The organism is uncultured Zoogloea sp., from assembly GCF_937894855.1.
Classification (GTDB): Bacteria; Pseudomonadota; Gammaproteobacteria; order Burkholderiales; family Rhodocyclaceae; genus Zoogloea; species Zoogloea oryzae.
Genome location: NZ_CALAYQ010000139.1, coordinates 1 through 15764 on the forward strand (window position 1 = coordinate 1; position 15764 = coordinate 15764).

14 protein-coding genes, 1 tRNA gene, 1 other RNA gene and 1 pseudogene are annotated in these 15764 nt (G+C 64.0%); 11 read left to right on the forward strand and 6 right to left on the reverse strand.

Annotated features, from left to right (window positions below):
• The 6 genes and pseudogenes from atpD to rquA form a co-directional block, all read left to right on the forward strand.
• Positions 1-782, forward strand: a 782-nt coding sequence (gene atpD, locus Q0672_RS15680; protein ID WP_298623670.1) for a F0F1 ATP synthase subunit beta, incomplete at its 5' end; no start/stop codon positions are given.
• Positions 783-842: 60 nt separating this feature from the next.
• Positions 843-1268, forward strand: a complete 426-nt coding sequence (locus Q0672_RS15685; protein ID WP_153162347.1) for a F0F1 ATP synthase subunit epsilon — start codon at positions 843-845, stop codon at positions 1266-1268.
• Positions 1269-2526: 1258 nt separating this feature from the next.
• Positions 2527-4131 (forward strand): ShlB/FhaC/HecB family hemolysin secretion/activation protein, encoded by a 1605-nt coding sequence (locus Q0672_RS15690; protein WP_298623672.1) that lies wholly within the window; start codon positions 2527-2529, stop codon positions 4129-4131.
• Positions 4132-4351: 220 nt separating this feature from the next.
• Positions 4352-4588 (forward strand): ESPR domain-containing protein, encoded by a 237-nt coding sequence (locus Q0672_RS15695; RefSeq protein WP_153162349.1) that lies wholly within the window; start codon positions 4352-4354, stop codon positions 4586-4588.
• A gap of 22 nt (positions 4589-4610) precedes the next feature.
• Positions 4611-6494 (forward strand): annotated as a pseudogene (locus Q0672_RS15700) (hemagglutinin repeat-containing protein); the annotation flags it as partial.
• A 729-nt stretch (positions 6495-7223) separates the two neighbouring features.
• Positions 7224-7901, forward strand: coding sequence for a rhodoquinone biosynthesis methyltransferase RquA (gene rquA / locus Q0672_RS15705; protein WP_298623675.1), 678 nt, complete (start codon positions 7224-7226; stop codon positions 7899-7901).
• A 9-nt stretch (positions 7902-7910) separates the two neighbouring features.
• Here rquA and Q0672_RS15710 read toward each other — a convergent pair whose 3' ends face one another.
• The 5 genes from Q0672_RS15710 to cbiB are packed head-to-tail and all read right to left on the reverse strand — an operon-like array spanning position 7911 to position 12574.
• Entirely contained in the window at positions 7911-8711 is an 801-nt protein-coding gene (locus Q0672_RS15710) for a cobalamin-binding protein (protein ID WP_298623678.1), read from the reverse strand.
• Positions 8712-8728: 17 nt separating this feature from the next.
• The gene (locus Q0672_RS15715; protein ID WP_298623679.1) at positions 8729-9775 is read right to left on the reverse strand and encodes a hypothetical protein; all 1047 of its coding nucleotides are present in this window, start codon (positions 9773-9775) and stop codon (positions 8729-8731) included.
• Positions 9772-10653: a cobalamin-binding protein gene (locus Q0672_RS15720; protein ID WP_298623682.1), complete on the reverse strand. Its 882-nt coding sequence runs from the start codon at positions 10651-10653 to the stop codon at positions 9772-9774. The genes Q0672_RS15715 and Q0672_RS15720 overlap by 4 nt, the downstream gene beginning before the upstream one ends.
• A gap of 9 nt (positions 10654-10662) precedes the next feature.
• A complete protein-coding gene (cobD, locus tag Q0672_RS15725) occupies positions 10663-11643 on the reverse strand; it encodes a threonine-phosphate decarboxylase CobD (protein ID WP_298623684.1) in 981 nt (326 codons plus the stop codon).
• A complete protein-coding gene (gene cbiB / locus Q0672_RS15730; protein ID WP_298623686.1) occupies positions 11636-12574 on the reverse strand; it encodes an adenosylcobinamide-phosphate synthase CbiB in 939 nt (312 codons plus the stop codon). The genes cobD and cbiB overlap by 8 nt, the downstream gene beginning before the upstream one ends.
• 39 nt (positions 12575-12613) lie before the next feature.
• On the opposite strand from cbiB, the gene Q0672_RS15735 reads away from it, so the two are divergent.
• The 4 genes from Q0672_RS15735 (at position 12614) to ssrS (ending at position 14957) form a co-directional block, all read left to right on the forward strand.
• Positions 12614-14146: a cobyric acid synthase gene (locus Q0672_RS15735; RefSeq protein WP_298623688.1), complete on the forward strand. Its 1533-nt coding sequence runs from the start codon at positions 12614-12616 to the stop codon at positions 14144-14146.
• Positions 14147-14156: 10 nt separating this feature from the next.
• Entirely contained in the window at positions 14157-14384 is a 228-nt protein-coding gene (locus Q0672_RS15740) for a hypothetical protein (RefSeq protein ID WP_153163593.1), read from the forward strand.
• Positions 14385-14442: 58 nt separating this feature from the next.
• The gene (locus Q0672_RS15745; protein ID WP_153163592.1) at positions 14443-14739 is read left to right on the forward strand and encodes a cell division protein ZapA; all 297 of its coding nucleotides are present in this window, start codon (positions 14443-14445) and stop codon (positions 14737-14739) included.
• Between the two features lie 36 nt (positions 14740-14775).
• A non-coding RNA gene (gene ssrS, locus Q0672_RS15750) (6S RNA) lies at positions 14776-14957 on the forward strand.
• 83 nt (positions 14958-15040) lie between these two features.
• On the opposite strand, the gene Q0672_RS15755 is transcribed toward ssrS, so the two are convergent.
• Positions 15041-15496 (reverse strand): c-type cytochrome, encoded by a 456-nt coding sequence (locus Q0672_RS15755; RefSeq protein WP_153163591.1) that lies wholly within the window; start codon positions 15494-15496, stop codon positions 15041-15043.
• A gap of 145 nt (positions 15497-15641) precedes the next feature.
• Between Q0672_RS15755 and Q0672_RS15760 the strand changes: the two genes are divergently transcribed.
• Positions 15642-15718, forward strand: a tRNA-Arg gene (locus tag Q0672_RS15760).
• The last annotated feature ends 46 nt before the right edge of the window (positions 15719-15764 follow it).

Here is a 15764-nt window from a genome sequence, read left to right on the forward strand (position 1 = left end):
ACAAGGTTGCGATGGTGTTCGGTCAGATGAACGAGCCCCCCGGCAACCGTCTGCGCGTGGCGCTGACCGGCCTGACCATGGCCGAGCGCTTCCGTGACGAAGGTCGTGACATCCTGTTCTTCGTGGATAACATCTACCGTTACACCCTGGCCGGTACCGAAGTGTCCGCGCTGCTGGGTCGTATGCCGTCTGCGGTGGGTTACCAGCCGACGCTGGCCGAAGAAATGGGCCGTCTGCAGGAGCGTATCACCTCCACCAAGGTGGGCTCGATCACCTCCATCCAGGCCGTGTATGTGCCTGCGGATGACTTGACCGACCCGTCGCCTGCGACCACCTTCCTCCATCTGGATTCGACCGTCGTGCTGTCGCGTGACATCGCTTCCCTGGGTATCTACCCGGCTGTGGATCCGCTCGACTCCACCTCCCGCCAGCTCGATCCGCTGGTCGTGGGCGAAGAGCACTACAGCACCGCTCGTGGCGTTCAGCAGACCCTTCAGCGTTACAAGGAACTGCGCGACATCATCGCGATTCTGGGTATGGACGAACTGGCTCCGGAAGACAAGCTGCTTGTTTCCCGCGCTCGTAAGATCCAACGTTTCCTGTCCCAGCCGTTCTTCGTGGCGGAAGTGTTTACCGGTTCCCCCGGCAAGTACGTTCCCCTGAAGGAAACGATCAAGGGCTTCAAGACGATCCTCAGCGGTGAAGTTGACCACCTGCCCGAGCAGGCCTTCTACATGGTCGGCCCGATCGAAGAAGTCTTCGAAAAAGCGAAGACCCTCTGATCAATGCGACCATCGCCCGGCGGCGCCTGATGGCACCGCCGGTTTGAGGAGGATATAGCTGTGGCAATGACCATCCATGTCGACATCGTCAGCGCGGAAGAGTTGATCTTCTCCGGTCTGGCCGAATTCGTGGCTCTCCCCGGTGAATCGGGCGAGCTGGGCATTCTGCCTGGCCACATGCCGCTGATGACCCGTGTCAAGCCGGGTGCTGTACGCGTCAAGGTTCAGAACCAACCGGAAGAAGAACTGATTTTCGTGGCCGGTGGGCTGCTGGAAGTTCAGCCGAATCTGGTTACCGTGCTGGCGGACACCGCCATCCGCGGTAAGGATCTGGACGAAGCGAAGGCCCTCGATGCCAAGCGGCTGGCGGAAGAGGCGCTGCAGAATCAGGGTTCCGCCCTCGAGTATGCAAAGGCTCAATCCGAACTGGCGTCTGCACTGGCGCAAATCGCTGCGATCAACCGCCTGAAGAAGCGCGGTCACTGATAGCGACGAGTATCGGTAATGTGAAAGGGGCAGTCCGAAGGGGCTGCCCCTTTTTCTTTTTGTGCTGCATAACCCATCTTGCTCCCGAAAGGTCGCTCGCGTCCGATGATAGCGAAGTGCTTGAAATCAGGTGACCGGTCGGCCTTGTCAGGCCTGTCGTGCGGGCTGAAATGCCTCGCAACGAGGTAGATCCGTGCGATCGTGTCAGTCTTGGAGACTCCCGTCTGGATTCCAGCGTTCCGCTGCTAGCCGCCTGATCGAGCACGGGGCCGATGTCGGCCTCGCCGGCTCTGACGAGGTGTAGGAGATTTGCCAGGACCCTGCTGGTGCTGATGTGTCAGCGACCGCGGGCGCCTTTCCCTCAACTTGAATCCGCTGACCGACCTCTAGCGGCGATTGCGTGGTCGAAGGTTTCATGCAGAGCGCCCCACGTTCAAGCGCCCCACATTCTCCGCAGCCGGTAGGTCGGTTCGTTTGGGACGCGTCGATGTCCAGAACCTCATCGGCGCTGTACGCGCCGCGCTCATCGCCACCGGAGCAAGTCCGGCAGATTGAGACGAACACCAGCATGAGTGGCATCACTTCCCTTGCCTTCATTGACACCCCACAAGCCAGGGAAGGCCCTCGGTGGCTCGGGCGCGCCCTTTCGCCATGCGCAACAGCATGTGCAGGTTGTCCGGGACAGCTCGCCGGAACCAGCGCCTGAAGATGCTCTTGCATCAGCTGTTGAGGATCGTCGGAAAGAGTTCGTCATGCGCAACTCGCACGCAGCATGCGACGCAGGGCGTTGTGTGCCTCGCGCAAATCGTTCCTGTGCGGGCTTGCAGACAGGCGCCGGGGGTGTCTGGCATTGGAAATGGCGGCCGTCGCGTCGATGTAGCCGAGGTTTCACGGGCTTTGGTCGATGCACGACAGGTGCTCGGACATCACCTGTGTAGAGCAAAAAGCCATCACCCGGTAATGCCTGATGGGCAATTCAATCTAATCAGGATAGCTGAAGCTTGATTATTGGTATGTGTACTGAATATAATGACAGGCAATGACATAAAAATTTCAATAGTGCTTCTGAATCGCGATAAACATCGAGGTTTGCGCGTTGCCAGAGATGCGGTTGGGTACATTCATGCCTTCATCAGTCCTTCAACGCTCAGGATTGGCTCTGCAACATTGGTGCCCCCTGATTCGATACGTCAGTGCTGTCGTCACGTGCAGTTTGGCGCTGGTCGGTGCTCATGCGCAGTCGCCGACGGACGAACTCTTGCGCCAGCAGGACCGCGAACGTCACCTCCGGGAGCTGCTGGAACGAGCGCCTGACGTCAGGCTTGAGCGGGCTGTTGGAGCCGATGACCAGCCACTGGTACAGGGTGAGACCCCGTGCTTTCTGATTCAGCGCATTGATCTGGTGGGTGGCGGCGCTGATTTTTCATGGGCACTTGCGGCGATCGACCGGCCAGAGGATCCCGCTACGGGGCGGTGTCTGGGTTCCGGGGCGATCAATCAGCTTATGACTCGCTTGCAGAACCGCCTGATCTCCCGGGGCTTTGTGACGAGCCGGATCGTTGCAGGGCCCCAGGATCTGAACTCAGGTGTGCTGACGCTTACGCTCGTTCCGGGCCGCATCCGGGAGATTCGCACGGCTGACGGCAAGGATATCTCTGTTGGTCTTCGCACAGCATTGCCGCTGAAAGCCGGCGATCTTCTCAACTTGCGCGACATCGAACAGGGGCTTGAAAACCTCAGGCGGGTGCCCACGGCCGACGCAGACATCCAGATCTTGCCGCCCCGGGATGCTCAGGCCCGGCCCGGCGAGTCTGATCTTGTTCTGGACTGGCGTCAGGAGCGGTGGGCGCGTATCAACCTCGGGCTGGATGACAGTGGTACCAAGGCCACGGGCAGGTTCATTGGTTCGTTCACCCTGTCGATCGACAACGGACTCGGTCTGAATGACCTTGCCTATATCAGCCTTAACCACGACCTGGGCGGTGGGGTCGCTGGTAGTCGGGGTACCCGGGGATACACGACGCATTACTCGGTACCGGTGGGCTACTGGCTACTCGGGGCGACGGCCAGCGGTACGACTTACCATCAGGCCGTTGCGGGCGCCACGCAAACGTATCGCTATGGGGGTGAGTCCGAGAACGGAGAACTTCGTCTGACCCGACTCTTCCACCGCGATGCGGCGAGCAAGACGAGCGGCTACCTCAAGGCGTGGGTTCGACAGTCAAACAACTACATTGATGACACGGAGATCCTTGTTCAACGTCGCCGGACGGCTGGCTGGGAGGCGGGACTCACTCATCGTGCGTTCCTTGGCAGCGCCTCCGTCGATCTCGATCTTGCCAATCGCCGCGGGACTGGTGCTTTCGGTGCATTGCCGTCGCCTGAAGAGCCGTTTGGGGAAGGCAGTGCGCGTGCGGGTATCTGGACTGTCGGCGTACAACTCGGCGTGCCGTTTCGGCTGGGTGATCTGGGGTTCCGTTATCTCGCAGCGGGTCGGCTGCAACGCAGTGACGGCCCGCTCGTGCCGCAGGATCGCTTTGCCATCGGTGGGCGTTACACAGTGCGCGGCTTTGATGGCGAGATGCTCCTGACCGGCGATCGGGGCTGGCTGTGGCGCAACGATCTTGCACTTTCGCTGAGGGATACCGGCGCGGAGCTCTATCTCGGCGCCGACGCCGGCGCAGTCAGCGGACGAAGTACCACCCACCTGATCGGGCGTCGCCTGGCCGGTGGGGTGATCGGCGTGAGGGGGAACATCGCGTCCGTCACCTATGACGTCTTTGCGGGTGCGCCCTTGTCGCGACCACGGGGCTTTGCCAGCCCGGAAGGGCTCATGGGCTTCACCCTCGGATGGAGCTGGTAGCCCGGCTCTGGTTGGTACCGGACGAGTCGACCCGACCCGAGCCGACCCGACGGGGGAGCCCTGGCCGATCGTCATCTTCATCCGCCTGCTGTGACCTTCATGAGTCGCTCGCCCGGGAGTCATCGGGCGGGGGTGCAATCTTGGACTCACTTCGGGCGCCCTTCCTTGATCCACCGGGCCCGTAGGGCCCCATCTCCAGAAACTTGATTCAGCGCCTGCCATGAACAAGCTCTGTTACCGCATCGTTTTCAACAAGGTCCGCGGCATGTTGATGGCCGTTGGTGAGGTTGCCCGGCGTAATGCCAAATCCGGAGAGTCGTCAGGGCAAGGTGGGTCGGTGGGGACGACAGCGGGTGTGGGAATGCTGCTCTTGTCGGGCGGGATGATCTGGGTTCCATCGCTTCATGCGCAGATCGTTGCCGATCCGGCAGCACCGGGTGTTCAGCGGCTGACTTAGCGTCAGTTTCAGCAGCAACAGCTCGGACAGCAGTGCCCAGACCATCAGCAACACATCGGCTGGCAGCAGCATCAAATCAGCGCAGAGCATCGCACTTGTGGCGCGCAACGAGGACATTTCCATCCGCGGAAGCCGAGTCGATGCCGCGGGCGCTGTCGGCCTTTCGGCTGCTCGTGACGTAAAGCTTGCCGCCAGTCAGGATACGCAGATCAACCAGAGCCAGAACTCGAGCAGCGGCTACTCGGTTGGTGTCTCTGCAAACGCCGGGAAGAAGAGTCCCGGCGTTACGCTCGATCTTGCGGCAAACATCGGCAAAGGAAAGGGAAATGCCGAGAGTGTTGCGTACGCGAATTCCCATCTGACCGGCGGGCAGGCTGTTTACGTGCAGTCAGGTCGGGATACGGAACTGGCCGGCGCAACGGTCGATGCGCCGCACATCTCCATGTCGGCTGGGCGGGATCTCACTCTCTCGAGCCTGCAGGATTGGTCGACCAGCCGTTCTGTCCAGCGAAACATCGGGGTTTCCGCAAGCATCGCCATCTATGGTCCCGCGACAAGCAACGTCTCGGCCAGCTTTGCGCGCAGTACGAGCAACAGCGATTATCTCGGTGTGAATGAGCAGACCGCGGTACGCGCAGGGGTGGGGGGCTTCGATATCCTGGTCGGCGCTCATACTGCACTCAACGGAGCCGTCATTGCGAGCGCCGCCGCTCCTGCTCATAACTCTTTGATCACGGGAACCCTGAGCACTACCGACCTGGCCAACCGGTTCGACGCAAGCGCTGAAAGCCGCGGCCTGACGCTCAGTTCGTCGATGTTCGATGGCAAGTATCAAACGATCAAGAGCGTAACCGGCAATCTGCTCAATAACGGCAATGCAGAGGCTCACGACCAGAGCCGGACGCTCAGCGCGATCTCCGGAGGGAATATCGTCATCCGTGATGAGGTGGGGCAGGTCATGCGCTCTGGCCAGTCAGCTCAAGCGACAGTTGCCAATCTGTTGAGGGACACGTCGGCCACCCATCGGTCACTGGAGCAGGTGGATGTTGGTGAAATGACTCAGGAGGCCAGACGGGAGCAGGCGGATAACATGCTCGCCTTTAATGCATTGGCTACGTTCACAGACGAGGTAAATCGGCGGGCCTTTGTCGATGTAGCGAAAATATATAAGGTTGAGCGTGATGAGAATGGAAATTCGATTGGTTCTGAAGTGCCAACGGACAATTGGGGGAGCTTAGAAAAGGGACCAGATGGAAAAGTTCATATTTCCAATAATGGAATCTTCAATACATTAGATGATGCGTTAAGTAATGCACTGCAAAACGCAGGCGCCTACAGAGGGGCTCAGTATCTTATTTATTTTCCGCAGTCAAATAGCGTCATTTCTGAGTTGATGATTGCAGGTTACATGAAGTTTGTTGAGAACAGAAGTGTAGGGCTGACCAATGCAACTCAGCAAACCGTGAGCCTGATGAGTCAATATGGCAAAGACGGTATGGTCGTATCTGGACATAGTCGTGGTGGAATGACTACAGGTAATGCTCTAGAGGTAGTTTCGTCCTTGAATGAATCTGAAAACGCTCTATCTAATACGCAGGTTCGACTTTATGGTTCAGCGTACAACGCTCAGAAAGCCGCGAATATTCTTTATAGTGCGAGCGGTGGAGAGGGGGAGGTGATCGATCAGACTCATAAAGATGATTTCGTTGGAACTATCTTGGGAGGCAACGAAGGGACAGGAGGAATATCCAGGGATGGGTATTCTAAAATTGGAGAATGGTTTAATATTATGTCAGGCGGGCCGTCTGTGCATAACTGTTATGGGGATAAGGAGAGTTGTGGCGCTTTCTGGATAGATGGTAAAGCTATTTCAAAAGTTATTAAGCCAGCAGTGGAAGTCAAATGAATAAATGTATTCACTTTGTCGCCCCATTTTTTCTGATTGGTTGCGGTCTAAGAAATGTTGATAAGCCGGCGCCTAGTTCATACGAGCTTTGGAAAAAAGACGGTATGAGTATAGTTGAGGTTCAGATTGATATGCTTGAATGTGGTTATCCCAACCCAATGGGGTATTTTGAATCCACTTTTGAGGATGGTGGGGTCAATGCGTTTGCTATGGCCGGTCGGTGTCTGAAGAGAATTGGCTATAGATATGTAGGAAACTCTGGAGTTTCCTGTGACTCTAGTCATTTTGCGAGCTTGCCGGCTTGTCAGAATGATAAGCCGATTTGGGAGCCAGACTATCACCGCCGCCTCAACAGCCCCTTCTGCAAGGAATCGCCCAAGGCCTACGCCTGCCAGCCCCCTGGATCTCCCATCCCCACTGACGCCGAGTTGGAGATGCTGGCGCGGCAGCGGAGGATCGAGTCGTCCAGGTCCCGGGATCCCGGCACACCGGAGCGCAAGCTGACCGAGCAAATCCAGAAGCAGAACAATCGGGGCATGGATCAGCTTCAGCGATTCACAAAGTAGTCCGTAGCACGCCTCGAGACCGCGATCTCCGAGGCCGACGGAGCCGACTCCGTCGTGACTCGATGACGCCGATACCCTACCCCCCAACTTGCTGGTATCGTTTCACTGTTTGCTCCCAGAGCGCTTCTGACGGATGACAGATGTCGTCCGACTTTCCTGATTGATGCCCAATCCATCGTCTTCGCCAGTTCCCGCCTACCTCCGCGACACCTACACCTGGGCCTATCTCGATCGACGATCGGTTCGTTGGCTGGATCAGCCGGTGGTGGTGTCCACCATTCTCTGGGGTAATGCCGGGCGCCTGATGGATGCCGCTGTCGCCGAGTTTTCGCCGGGTCAGCGGGTGTTGCAGGCAGCGGCCGTGTACGGTGATTTTTCGGTGCGGATGGCCCGTCGGCTCGGGTCGGATGGCCAGCTCAACGTAGTCGACGTCGCGCCGATCCAGGTGGCCAACACCCGGCGCAAGCTGCTGGGCTGGCCCAACGCGCGGGCTCAGGTGGCCGATCTGACCGAGCCGCTGGGTGTTGGCTTCGACGCGGTGTGCTGTTTCTTCCTGCTCCACGAGGTGCCTGCACCGGTGCGACGGGCGATCGTCTCCAACCTGCTTGAGGCCGTGGAGCCGGGCGGCAAGATCGTTTTCGTGGATTATCACCAGCCGCGCTGGTGGCATCCGCTGCGGCCGGTGATGGCGATGGTGTTCCGCTATCTGGAGCCGTTCGCCAATTCGCTGCTGACGGAATCCATCGAGACCCTGGTGCCCGAGACGGCTGGGTTCGAATGGCGCAAGGAAACGCTCTTCGGCGGGCTGTACCAGAAGGTCGTGGGCGTGCGGCGCAGCTAGACTGCGGCTTTACAGCAGGCTGTCCAGGCAGCGCCCGATGGCCGGCAGGCCTTCGCGGATGGCTGCGACGCCCGGGGCCAGCAGGGTGGCCGACTTGATCTCGAAGACACGTCCGTCGCGCACCGCGGGGATGGTGTCCCAGCCGGGCCGGCTGGTCACGTGGGTGGGCTGGAAGTGCTTGCCGCACCACGATCCGATGATGATGTCCGGCGCCCGGGGGATGACCACCGCAGGGTCGGCGAGGATGCGCTCCTTCGCCGAGTGGTGGACCGACAGCTCGCCAAAACAGTCTTCTCCGCCAGCGATGCCGATCAGCTCCGACACCCAGCGGATGCCCGTGATCAGCGGTTCGTTCCATTCTTCAAAATAGACCCGCGGCCGACGTCCAAGCCGCGCCGCGCGGGCCTCGCCTTCCGCCCGGGCGGTGGCGATGGTGCGTTCGAGATCGGCCACCAGATCCAGCGCGGCGGCCTCCCGCCCGACCAGCCGGCCCAGCGTCTCGACCATCGCCAGGATGCCCTCCACGCTGCGGTGGTTGAAGACATACACGGCCACGCCGGCCTTGATCAGGTCGCGGGCGATGTCGCCCTGCAGATCCGAGAACGCCAGCACCAGATCCGGCTCGACGGCCAGGATGCGTTCCACCTTGGCGCTGCTGAAGCCGCTCACCTTGGGCTTTTCCTTGCGCGCCCGCGGCGGGTGGGTGGTGAAGCCGGAGATGCCGACGATGCGGTCTTCGGCGCCCAGCAGGTAGAGCGCTTCGACGGTTTCGGTGGACAGGCAGACGATGCGTTCGGGGAGGCGGGCCATGGTTACGACAGTCGGGTTCAGCGGGGGAAGGGCGCCGGGCAGGCGCGGGTGTCGGCGGCGGGGTTGCACAGCTGCACCTTGTCGATGAAGGCGTCGGCGGTGGCCTGGGCCTCGCGGCTGTCGGCGCGCACCTTGTCGGCATCGCCGGCGGGCAGGCGCCAGGCGCGCTGGATCACGTAGATCAGGTCGGGCCCTTCGATGGCCTTGATGACGGCCATCTCGGCGAAGTTGGTGCCCGGCACCTGGGGGCAGACGAGCACGGTCTTGAGGGTTTCGCCCTCGGTCCTGTCGCCGGGCTGCAGGGTGACGACCGGGCCGGCCGGCACGTCGCAGGCGCGCGCGCGGGCGGCCTGCATGCCTTCGAGCAGCGCCCGGGCCTGACCGCTCCCGGCGATGCGCGGCAGGCCCTGCACCGACACCAGTTGGGTCCATTCGCGGATCGATTCGCCAAGCGGCACGAAATCGGCGCTCCACGGGCCGGGCTTGCCGGCAGGGGCGGCTTGCGTGGTGGCCGGCATGGAGTCGGGCGGCAGCGGCAGGTTGAGCCAGCGCACTCCGCCCGCAGCCTCGTCGGCGCGGCGTCTGGCGGCCAGTTCGCGCAGGCGGCGCAGAGGCGGATCGAGTTCGGCCTGAAAGTCGTCGATGGCGCTCTCGGTCACCACCAGCCGCGAGGCGTTCGGCTCGTAGCGGTACCACACGTCGTAGTCGCGGGGCGTTCCGCAGACGTCGGCGGTCCAGCGTTCAAGCGCGTGATGCACCCGCGTTGGGCGGGTTTCGATGAGATCCGGTGCAGCCTGGCGGGTGGCGGTCACGTGGATGTCACGACACGCGGGCATGGCCCGGGCGGCGAGGGCGGCGATGCGTTCGACGACTTTGTCCTGGGCTGCGGCGGGTCGCCAGGCGCCGGCAAAACCCGGCACCTTGCGCTGATCGGCAGGGATGGCGGCAACCTGGCCGATGCGGGTGACGATCTCGCCCGGCAGCGGCCCGCTGTCGGCTGCGCCTGCGCCCAGGCTGATGCCTGCCAGCGCAAGCGCCAGAATGGCGGGGCGGACGCTGCTCATCGCCGGGCGCGAGCTTCTTCGAGCTGCCCGCACAGGCGTTCGGCGCCGTCGAGGATGCGCGGCGTGTGGCGCTGGATGCGGTCGGGCGGGATGTAGAACAGGTTGCCCCTGGCCACGGCGGGCAGTTTGGTCCATTGGCGCCAGTCGTCCAGCCACTCCGGGCGGGCTTCGCCCATGCCGCTGGCGACGATGGCCTCGGGCGAGGCGGCCAGCACGGCCTCCACGTCGATGGTCGGGGCCAGCATCGGCAGTTTGGCAAAGACGTTGTCGCCGCCGCACAGGCGGATCACGTCAGCGATCAGGTGTTCGCCGTTCACGGTCATCAGCGGGCGGTTCCAGGCTTCGTAAAACACGCGCACCGGCGGCCGTGACGAATAGCGGGCAGCGAGGGCCGCGTGGCGCTTGCGGAAGGCCTGGGCGGCGGCGTCGCCAGCCGCCTCGGTGCCAGCGAGTTTGCCGATCTGGGCGAGGCTCTTCGCCACGTCGTCGATCTTGCGCGGCTCGTTGATGAACACCGGGATGCCCAGCGCGCGCAGCTTGCCCAGGTGCGCGTCGCGGTTGCCGCTCTTCCAGGCGATCACCAGGTCGGGCTTGAGGGCCGCGACCTTCTCCATGTCGATGGAGGTGTAGCCGCCCACGCGGGGGATCTTCTTCGCGGCTTCGGGGTAGTCGCTGTACTGCACCGCGCCGACCACCTTGTCGCCCGCGCCGGCGGCAAAGAGCAGTTCGGTGATGTGGGGCGCGAGGCTGACGATGCGCGCGGCGGGCTTGTCCAGGTGCACGGGCGTGCCCTGGTCGTCGGTGATGTCGATGGCGGCGCGGGCCGGTGCGGCGGCGCAGGCGAGGGCGATGAGCGGGGCGAGGATCAGGCGGCGCATGGGTGCGGGTCAGGTCAGATTCAGTCGGTCGAGGGCAGCATCGAGGCGCGTCCACTCGGCTTCGGCCCCGGGCAGGCCGAAGCGCAGGCCGGCGGGAGCGTCGAACAGGCGGGTCAGGATGCCCTGCTCGGCCAGCTGGGTGTGGATCGCTTCGGCCTCAGCGTGCGGGCGCCACTGGAACAGCGCGGTGCCACTGCCGCCGGCAAGGCCGTGGCGGGCCAGCAGGGCGGACAGCCGCTGGCTGGCGGCGTTGAGCTGCTGCCGGGCTACATCCTGCCAGGCCAGATCCGACAACGCGGCGGTGGTCACCACCCGGGCCGGGGCTGAGACTGCCCACGGGCCAAGGCGTTCCGCGAGGGCGTCGAGCAGCGCCGCCTCGGCAAACACGAAGCCCACCCGCGCCCCCGCCAGCCCGAAGAACTTGCCCACCGAGCGCAGCACGATCAGCCCAGGCTGGCTCGCCAGCGGCACCAGACTGTCGCCCGGTTCGGCGTCGAGGAAGGCTTCGTCCACGATCAGCCGGCCGCCGCGAGCCGCGAGCCGCGCGTGCCAGGCGAGCAGCTGGTTGCGGTCAAAGCGCTGGCCGTCCGGGTTGTTGGGCTGGACGAGGAGCAGGGTATCGGCGTCATCCACGGCGGCGTCGATGGCGTCGGCGGGCAGGGTGCGCACATCGTGGCTGCGCCAGGCGTGGGGGTGTTCGGCGTAGGTGGGCGCCAGCGTCACCACCCGACCAGACGGAAAACACCCCGGCAGGGCCTGGATCGCCGCCTGGGAGCCAGCCACGGGCAGCAGCAGCGGATTGCCGTAGTAGCGGGCGGCGGCGGCTTCGAGGCCGTCGTCGGTTTCAGGCAGGCGCTGCCAGACTTCCGGCGCGAGGGGCGGAACCGGGTAGGGCTGCGGGTTGATGCCGGTGGACAGATCGACCCAGTCGGCCAGCGGAATCCCGAAGCGGCGCGCGGCAACGCGCAGGCGGCCGCCGTGCTCAAGCATGGATCAGCACATTGATCGCGGCGATCGCCATCAGCCACAGCCACACGCTGTTGTGGACCAGCGCCACTGCCTTGTCGATGTCGGCGGCCCGGGCCGGGGCGCCGGTGCCGAGGGTCGGGCGGGTTTCCAGGTGGCCGTGGTACATCGCCGGGCCGCCCAGGCTCACGTGCAGCGCGCCGGCGCCGGAGGCCATCACCGGGCCGGCATTGGGACTGTCCCAGTTGGGTGCCTGGGTGCGCCAGCAGCGCAGGGCCGCGGCGGTGTGGCCGAGCAGCGCGTAGCTGATGGCGGTGAGGCGCGCCGGGATGAAGTTGAGCACGTCGTCGATGCGTGCGGCGGCCCAACCGAAGCGCAGGTAGCGTTCGTTGCGGTAGCCCCACATGGCATCCAGCGTGTTGGCGAGGCGGAACATCAGCGCCCCCGGCCCGCCCAGCAGGGCAAACCAGAACAGCGCGCCGAAGATCGCGTCGTTGCCGTTTTCGAGCACGGATTCGACAGTGGCCTTGGCGACGCCGGCTTCGTCGAGCTCGGCGGTGTCCCGCGACACGATCCACGACAGGCGCTGGCGGGCGCCGGCCAGATCACCCGCCGCCAAGGGCGTGCCTACCGCCCGGGCGTGCTCGGCGAGGCTGCGGCCGCCCACCGCAAAGTACAGCAGGCCCACGTCGATCGCGAGGCCGAGCCAGGCGTCGGCCTCCTTCAGCGAGCCGGCCAGCGCGACCCACGGCAGCACCGCCACACTCCACGCCAGCAGGCCGGCGCCGCGCCCGTCGGCAACGCGCCGGATCAGCCGTTCGACGGCCGCTGCATAGCGCCCGAAGCCGACCAGCGGGTGGTGATGGGAAGGCTCGCCGAAGATGCGGTCGAGAAGCAGGCCGAGGCCCATCGGGACGGCAACGGAGAACAGGACGGTGAGGTGCAGGGCGGACATGGGATAATCGGCGGCTTTTGTGCCATCCCATTGTAAAACATGCGTCAAGCCCGCACCCTGATGGTTCAAGGCACCACGTCCGATGCCGGCAAAAGCACCCTCGTCGCCGGGCTGGCCCGCCTGCTGGCGCGCCGGGGCGTGTCGGTGGTGCCCTTCAAGCCCCAGAACATGGCGCTCAACTCGGCGGTCACCGTCGATGGCGGCGAGATCGGCCGGGCCCAGGCGCTGCAGGCGATCGCCGCCGGCCTCGAGCCCCACACCGACATGAACCCGGTGCTGCTCAAGCCCTCCACCGACATCGGCGCCCAGGTCATCATCCACGGCCGCGCCGTGGCCAACCTGTCGGCGCGGGATTACCACGACTACAAGCCCCGGGCGATGGCTGCCGTGCTCGAGAGCCACGACCGCCTGTGCGCCCAGTACGACACCGTGCTCGTCGAAGGCGCCGGCAGCCCCGCCGAGATCAACCTGCGCGACCGGGACATCGCCAACATGGGCTTCGCCGAGGTGGTGGATTGCCCGGTGATCCTCGTCGCCGACATCGATCGCGGCGGCGTCTTCGCCCATCTGGTGGGCACGCTGGAGCTGCTCTCGCCCACCGAGCAGGCGCGGGTCAAGGGCTTTGTGATCAACCGCTTCCGCGGTGACATCGGCCTGCTGCAATCCGGCCTCGACTGGCTGGAGGCGCGCACCGGCCGCCCGGTCCTGGGCGTGTTGCCCTACCTGCACGGGCTCTTCCTGGATGCCGAAGACGCGCTGGCCGACGCCCGCGCCGAAAAGGGCGAGGCCCGGCTGCGGGTGGTGGCGCCGGTCTATCCGCGCATCTCCAACCACACCGACCTCGACGCCCTGCGCCTGCATCCGCAGGTGGATTTCAGCTGGGTCGGGCCCGGACAGGCCATCCCGCCGGCCGATCTGATCGTGCTGCCCGGCTCCAAGGCCGTCCAGGCCGATCTGGCCTGGCTGCGCGCTCAGGGCTGGGAGCCCGCGATCCGCCGCCACCTGCGCTACGGCGGCAAGCTGGTGGCGATCTGCGGCGGCTACCAGATGCTCGGCCGCCAGCTGCACGATCCGCTCGGCCTCGAAGGCGCGCCGGGTAGCGTCGCCGGCCTCGGCCTGCTGGACGTGGAAACCACCCTCGAAGCCGAAAAGCAGCTCGGCAACGTCACCGGCACCCTCGCCCTGCCCGGCAATCCGCCAGTGGCCGGCTACGAGATCCACATGGGCGTCACCCACGGTCCGGCGCTGGCCACGCCGTCCGTCCTGCTGGCCGATGGTCGTGCCGATGGCGTGCGCTCCGACGACGGGCAGATCATCGGCAGCTACCTCCACGGTCTCTTCGATCACCCGGACGCCCTGGCCGCCCTGCTCGCCTGGGCCGGTGTGACGGATGCCGTGCGGGTCGATCTTGCCGCCCGCCGCCAGGCCGATCTCGACCGCCTCGCTGACAGCATCGAGCAGAGCATGGACCTGGCCCGGCTGGCCGACTGTTTCGGCTCGGGCAGCGCCGCCGACGCCCTTCGCCGCAAGCCCGCGTCTGGCTTGCTTGACCGCTCCCCCGCCCCTCTCTAACATTCGCCGGATGGATGCAGAACTCGCCTCGCTCGAACAAAAACTCGAACAGCTGCTCACCCGCCATGCCGAAGAGCAGGCGCGTCTGCGCAGCCAGCACGCCGCCGCCCTGGCTGACGCCCGCAGCCTCCAGGAACGCGTCGACGCCCTCGAGACCGCCAACCGCGAACTCAACGACAAGCTCGGCCTCGTCGGCAGCCGCCTCGAAGCGCTGCTCGCCCGAATCCCCGAAGCCTGAGCTCAAACCCCGCACCCGTTGCCGGTCCGCCTGTTGGCCGGTCCGGCTGGAGGCCTGAATGGAACAACTCGACATCAAGCTGCTCGGCCGCGAATACCGGGTCGGCTGCAAGCCCGAAGAGAAGGACGGCCTGCTTGCCGCGGTGGCCTATCTCGACGAAAAGATGCGTGATCTCGCCGTCAAGACCAACTCGGCCGGCGAGCGGCTGGCCGTCATGACGGCCCTCAACATCACGCACGAATTTCTTCAGTTTCAGCGTGCCGGCGGGTTTGACATCCCGACGCTCAAGCGTAGAATCGAACGCATGAACAGTCGCCTCGACGGGGTTCTGGCAGAGCAGGAAAAGCTCTTCTGAACGCCCTTTCAGGGCACGGTTTCAAAAGATTTGATTAATCCCCTGCGGTGTTGGTTAAGGCTTTAAACTCCTTGAACCAATGTCTACGTGACATGGGTCGCGGCCCAAAGAAACCGCCGGTGTGCGCGCTCCTAGTCGAGTGTGCCTGAGGCGGAAGGAAAGCGACCCCCCTGAACTCCGGTTCAGGATGCAAGCCTGACGGCATTCGCGGGGGACCCAACAAAAAAGCGCAGATTTCGGTCTGCGCTTTTTTCATTTCGGCGGCGCATCCGGCGCGATGCCGGGTGCGCCGTGGACCAGATCAGTCCGGCGCCTTGAAACCGGCACCCGCCTTGTTGGCCAGGAAGGCCACTGCGCGCTTGAGTTCGTTGTCGGTCAGATCGGCAGCGCCACCCTTGGGCGGCATGGCGCCCTTGCCGGCAGCGGCAGATTTGACCAGGCCATCGAAGCCCATGCCCAGACGCGGCGCCCAGGCGGCCTTGTCGCCAGCCTTCGGGGCACCGGCAGCGCCGGATTCGTGACACGCGCCGCACACGGAGGCGTAGATGTCCTCGCCCTTGCGGCTACCCGGGGCAGCGGCGGGCGCGGCCTGGAGTTCGACTTGAGCGACCGGCTGGGTCAGCTTGGCGGCGAGTTCATCGTCGACAGCCGCTTTCTTGCCACAGCCCACGAGCTGGGTAGCCAGAGCGGCAACACCGATGGAAAGCGCGATCCGCGCGTAGGAATGGACGGGGGCAGAACGACGAAAATCCGACATGCTGAATTCCTCGAGAACGGGCTCAATGATTTAAAGCGTTGATTATAGCGAGGGTATTCCCCTTCTGTCAGGCTAAGCATGGACTCGGGGGCGGATTCGCGTTATCCTGCGCGCCGCGCAACGTCGAGTTGCCGCCATTTACCGCGCGCCCGTAGCTCAGCTGGATAGAGTACTGCCCTCCGAAGGCAGGGGTCGGACGTTCGAATCGTCTCGGGCGCGCCAACAAATCAATGGGTTAGATCAGTCGATCTAGCCCATTTTTGTTTTG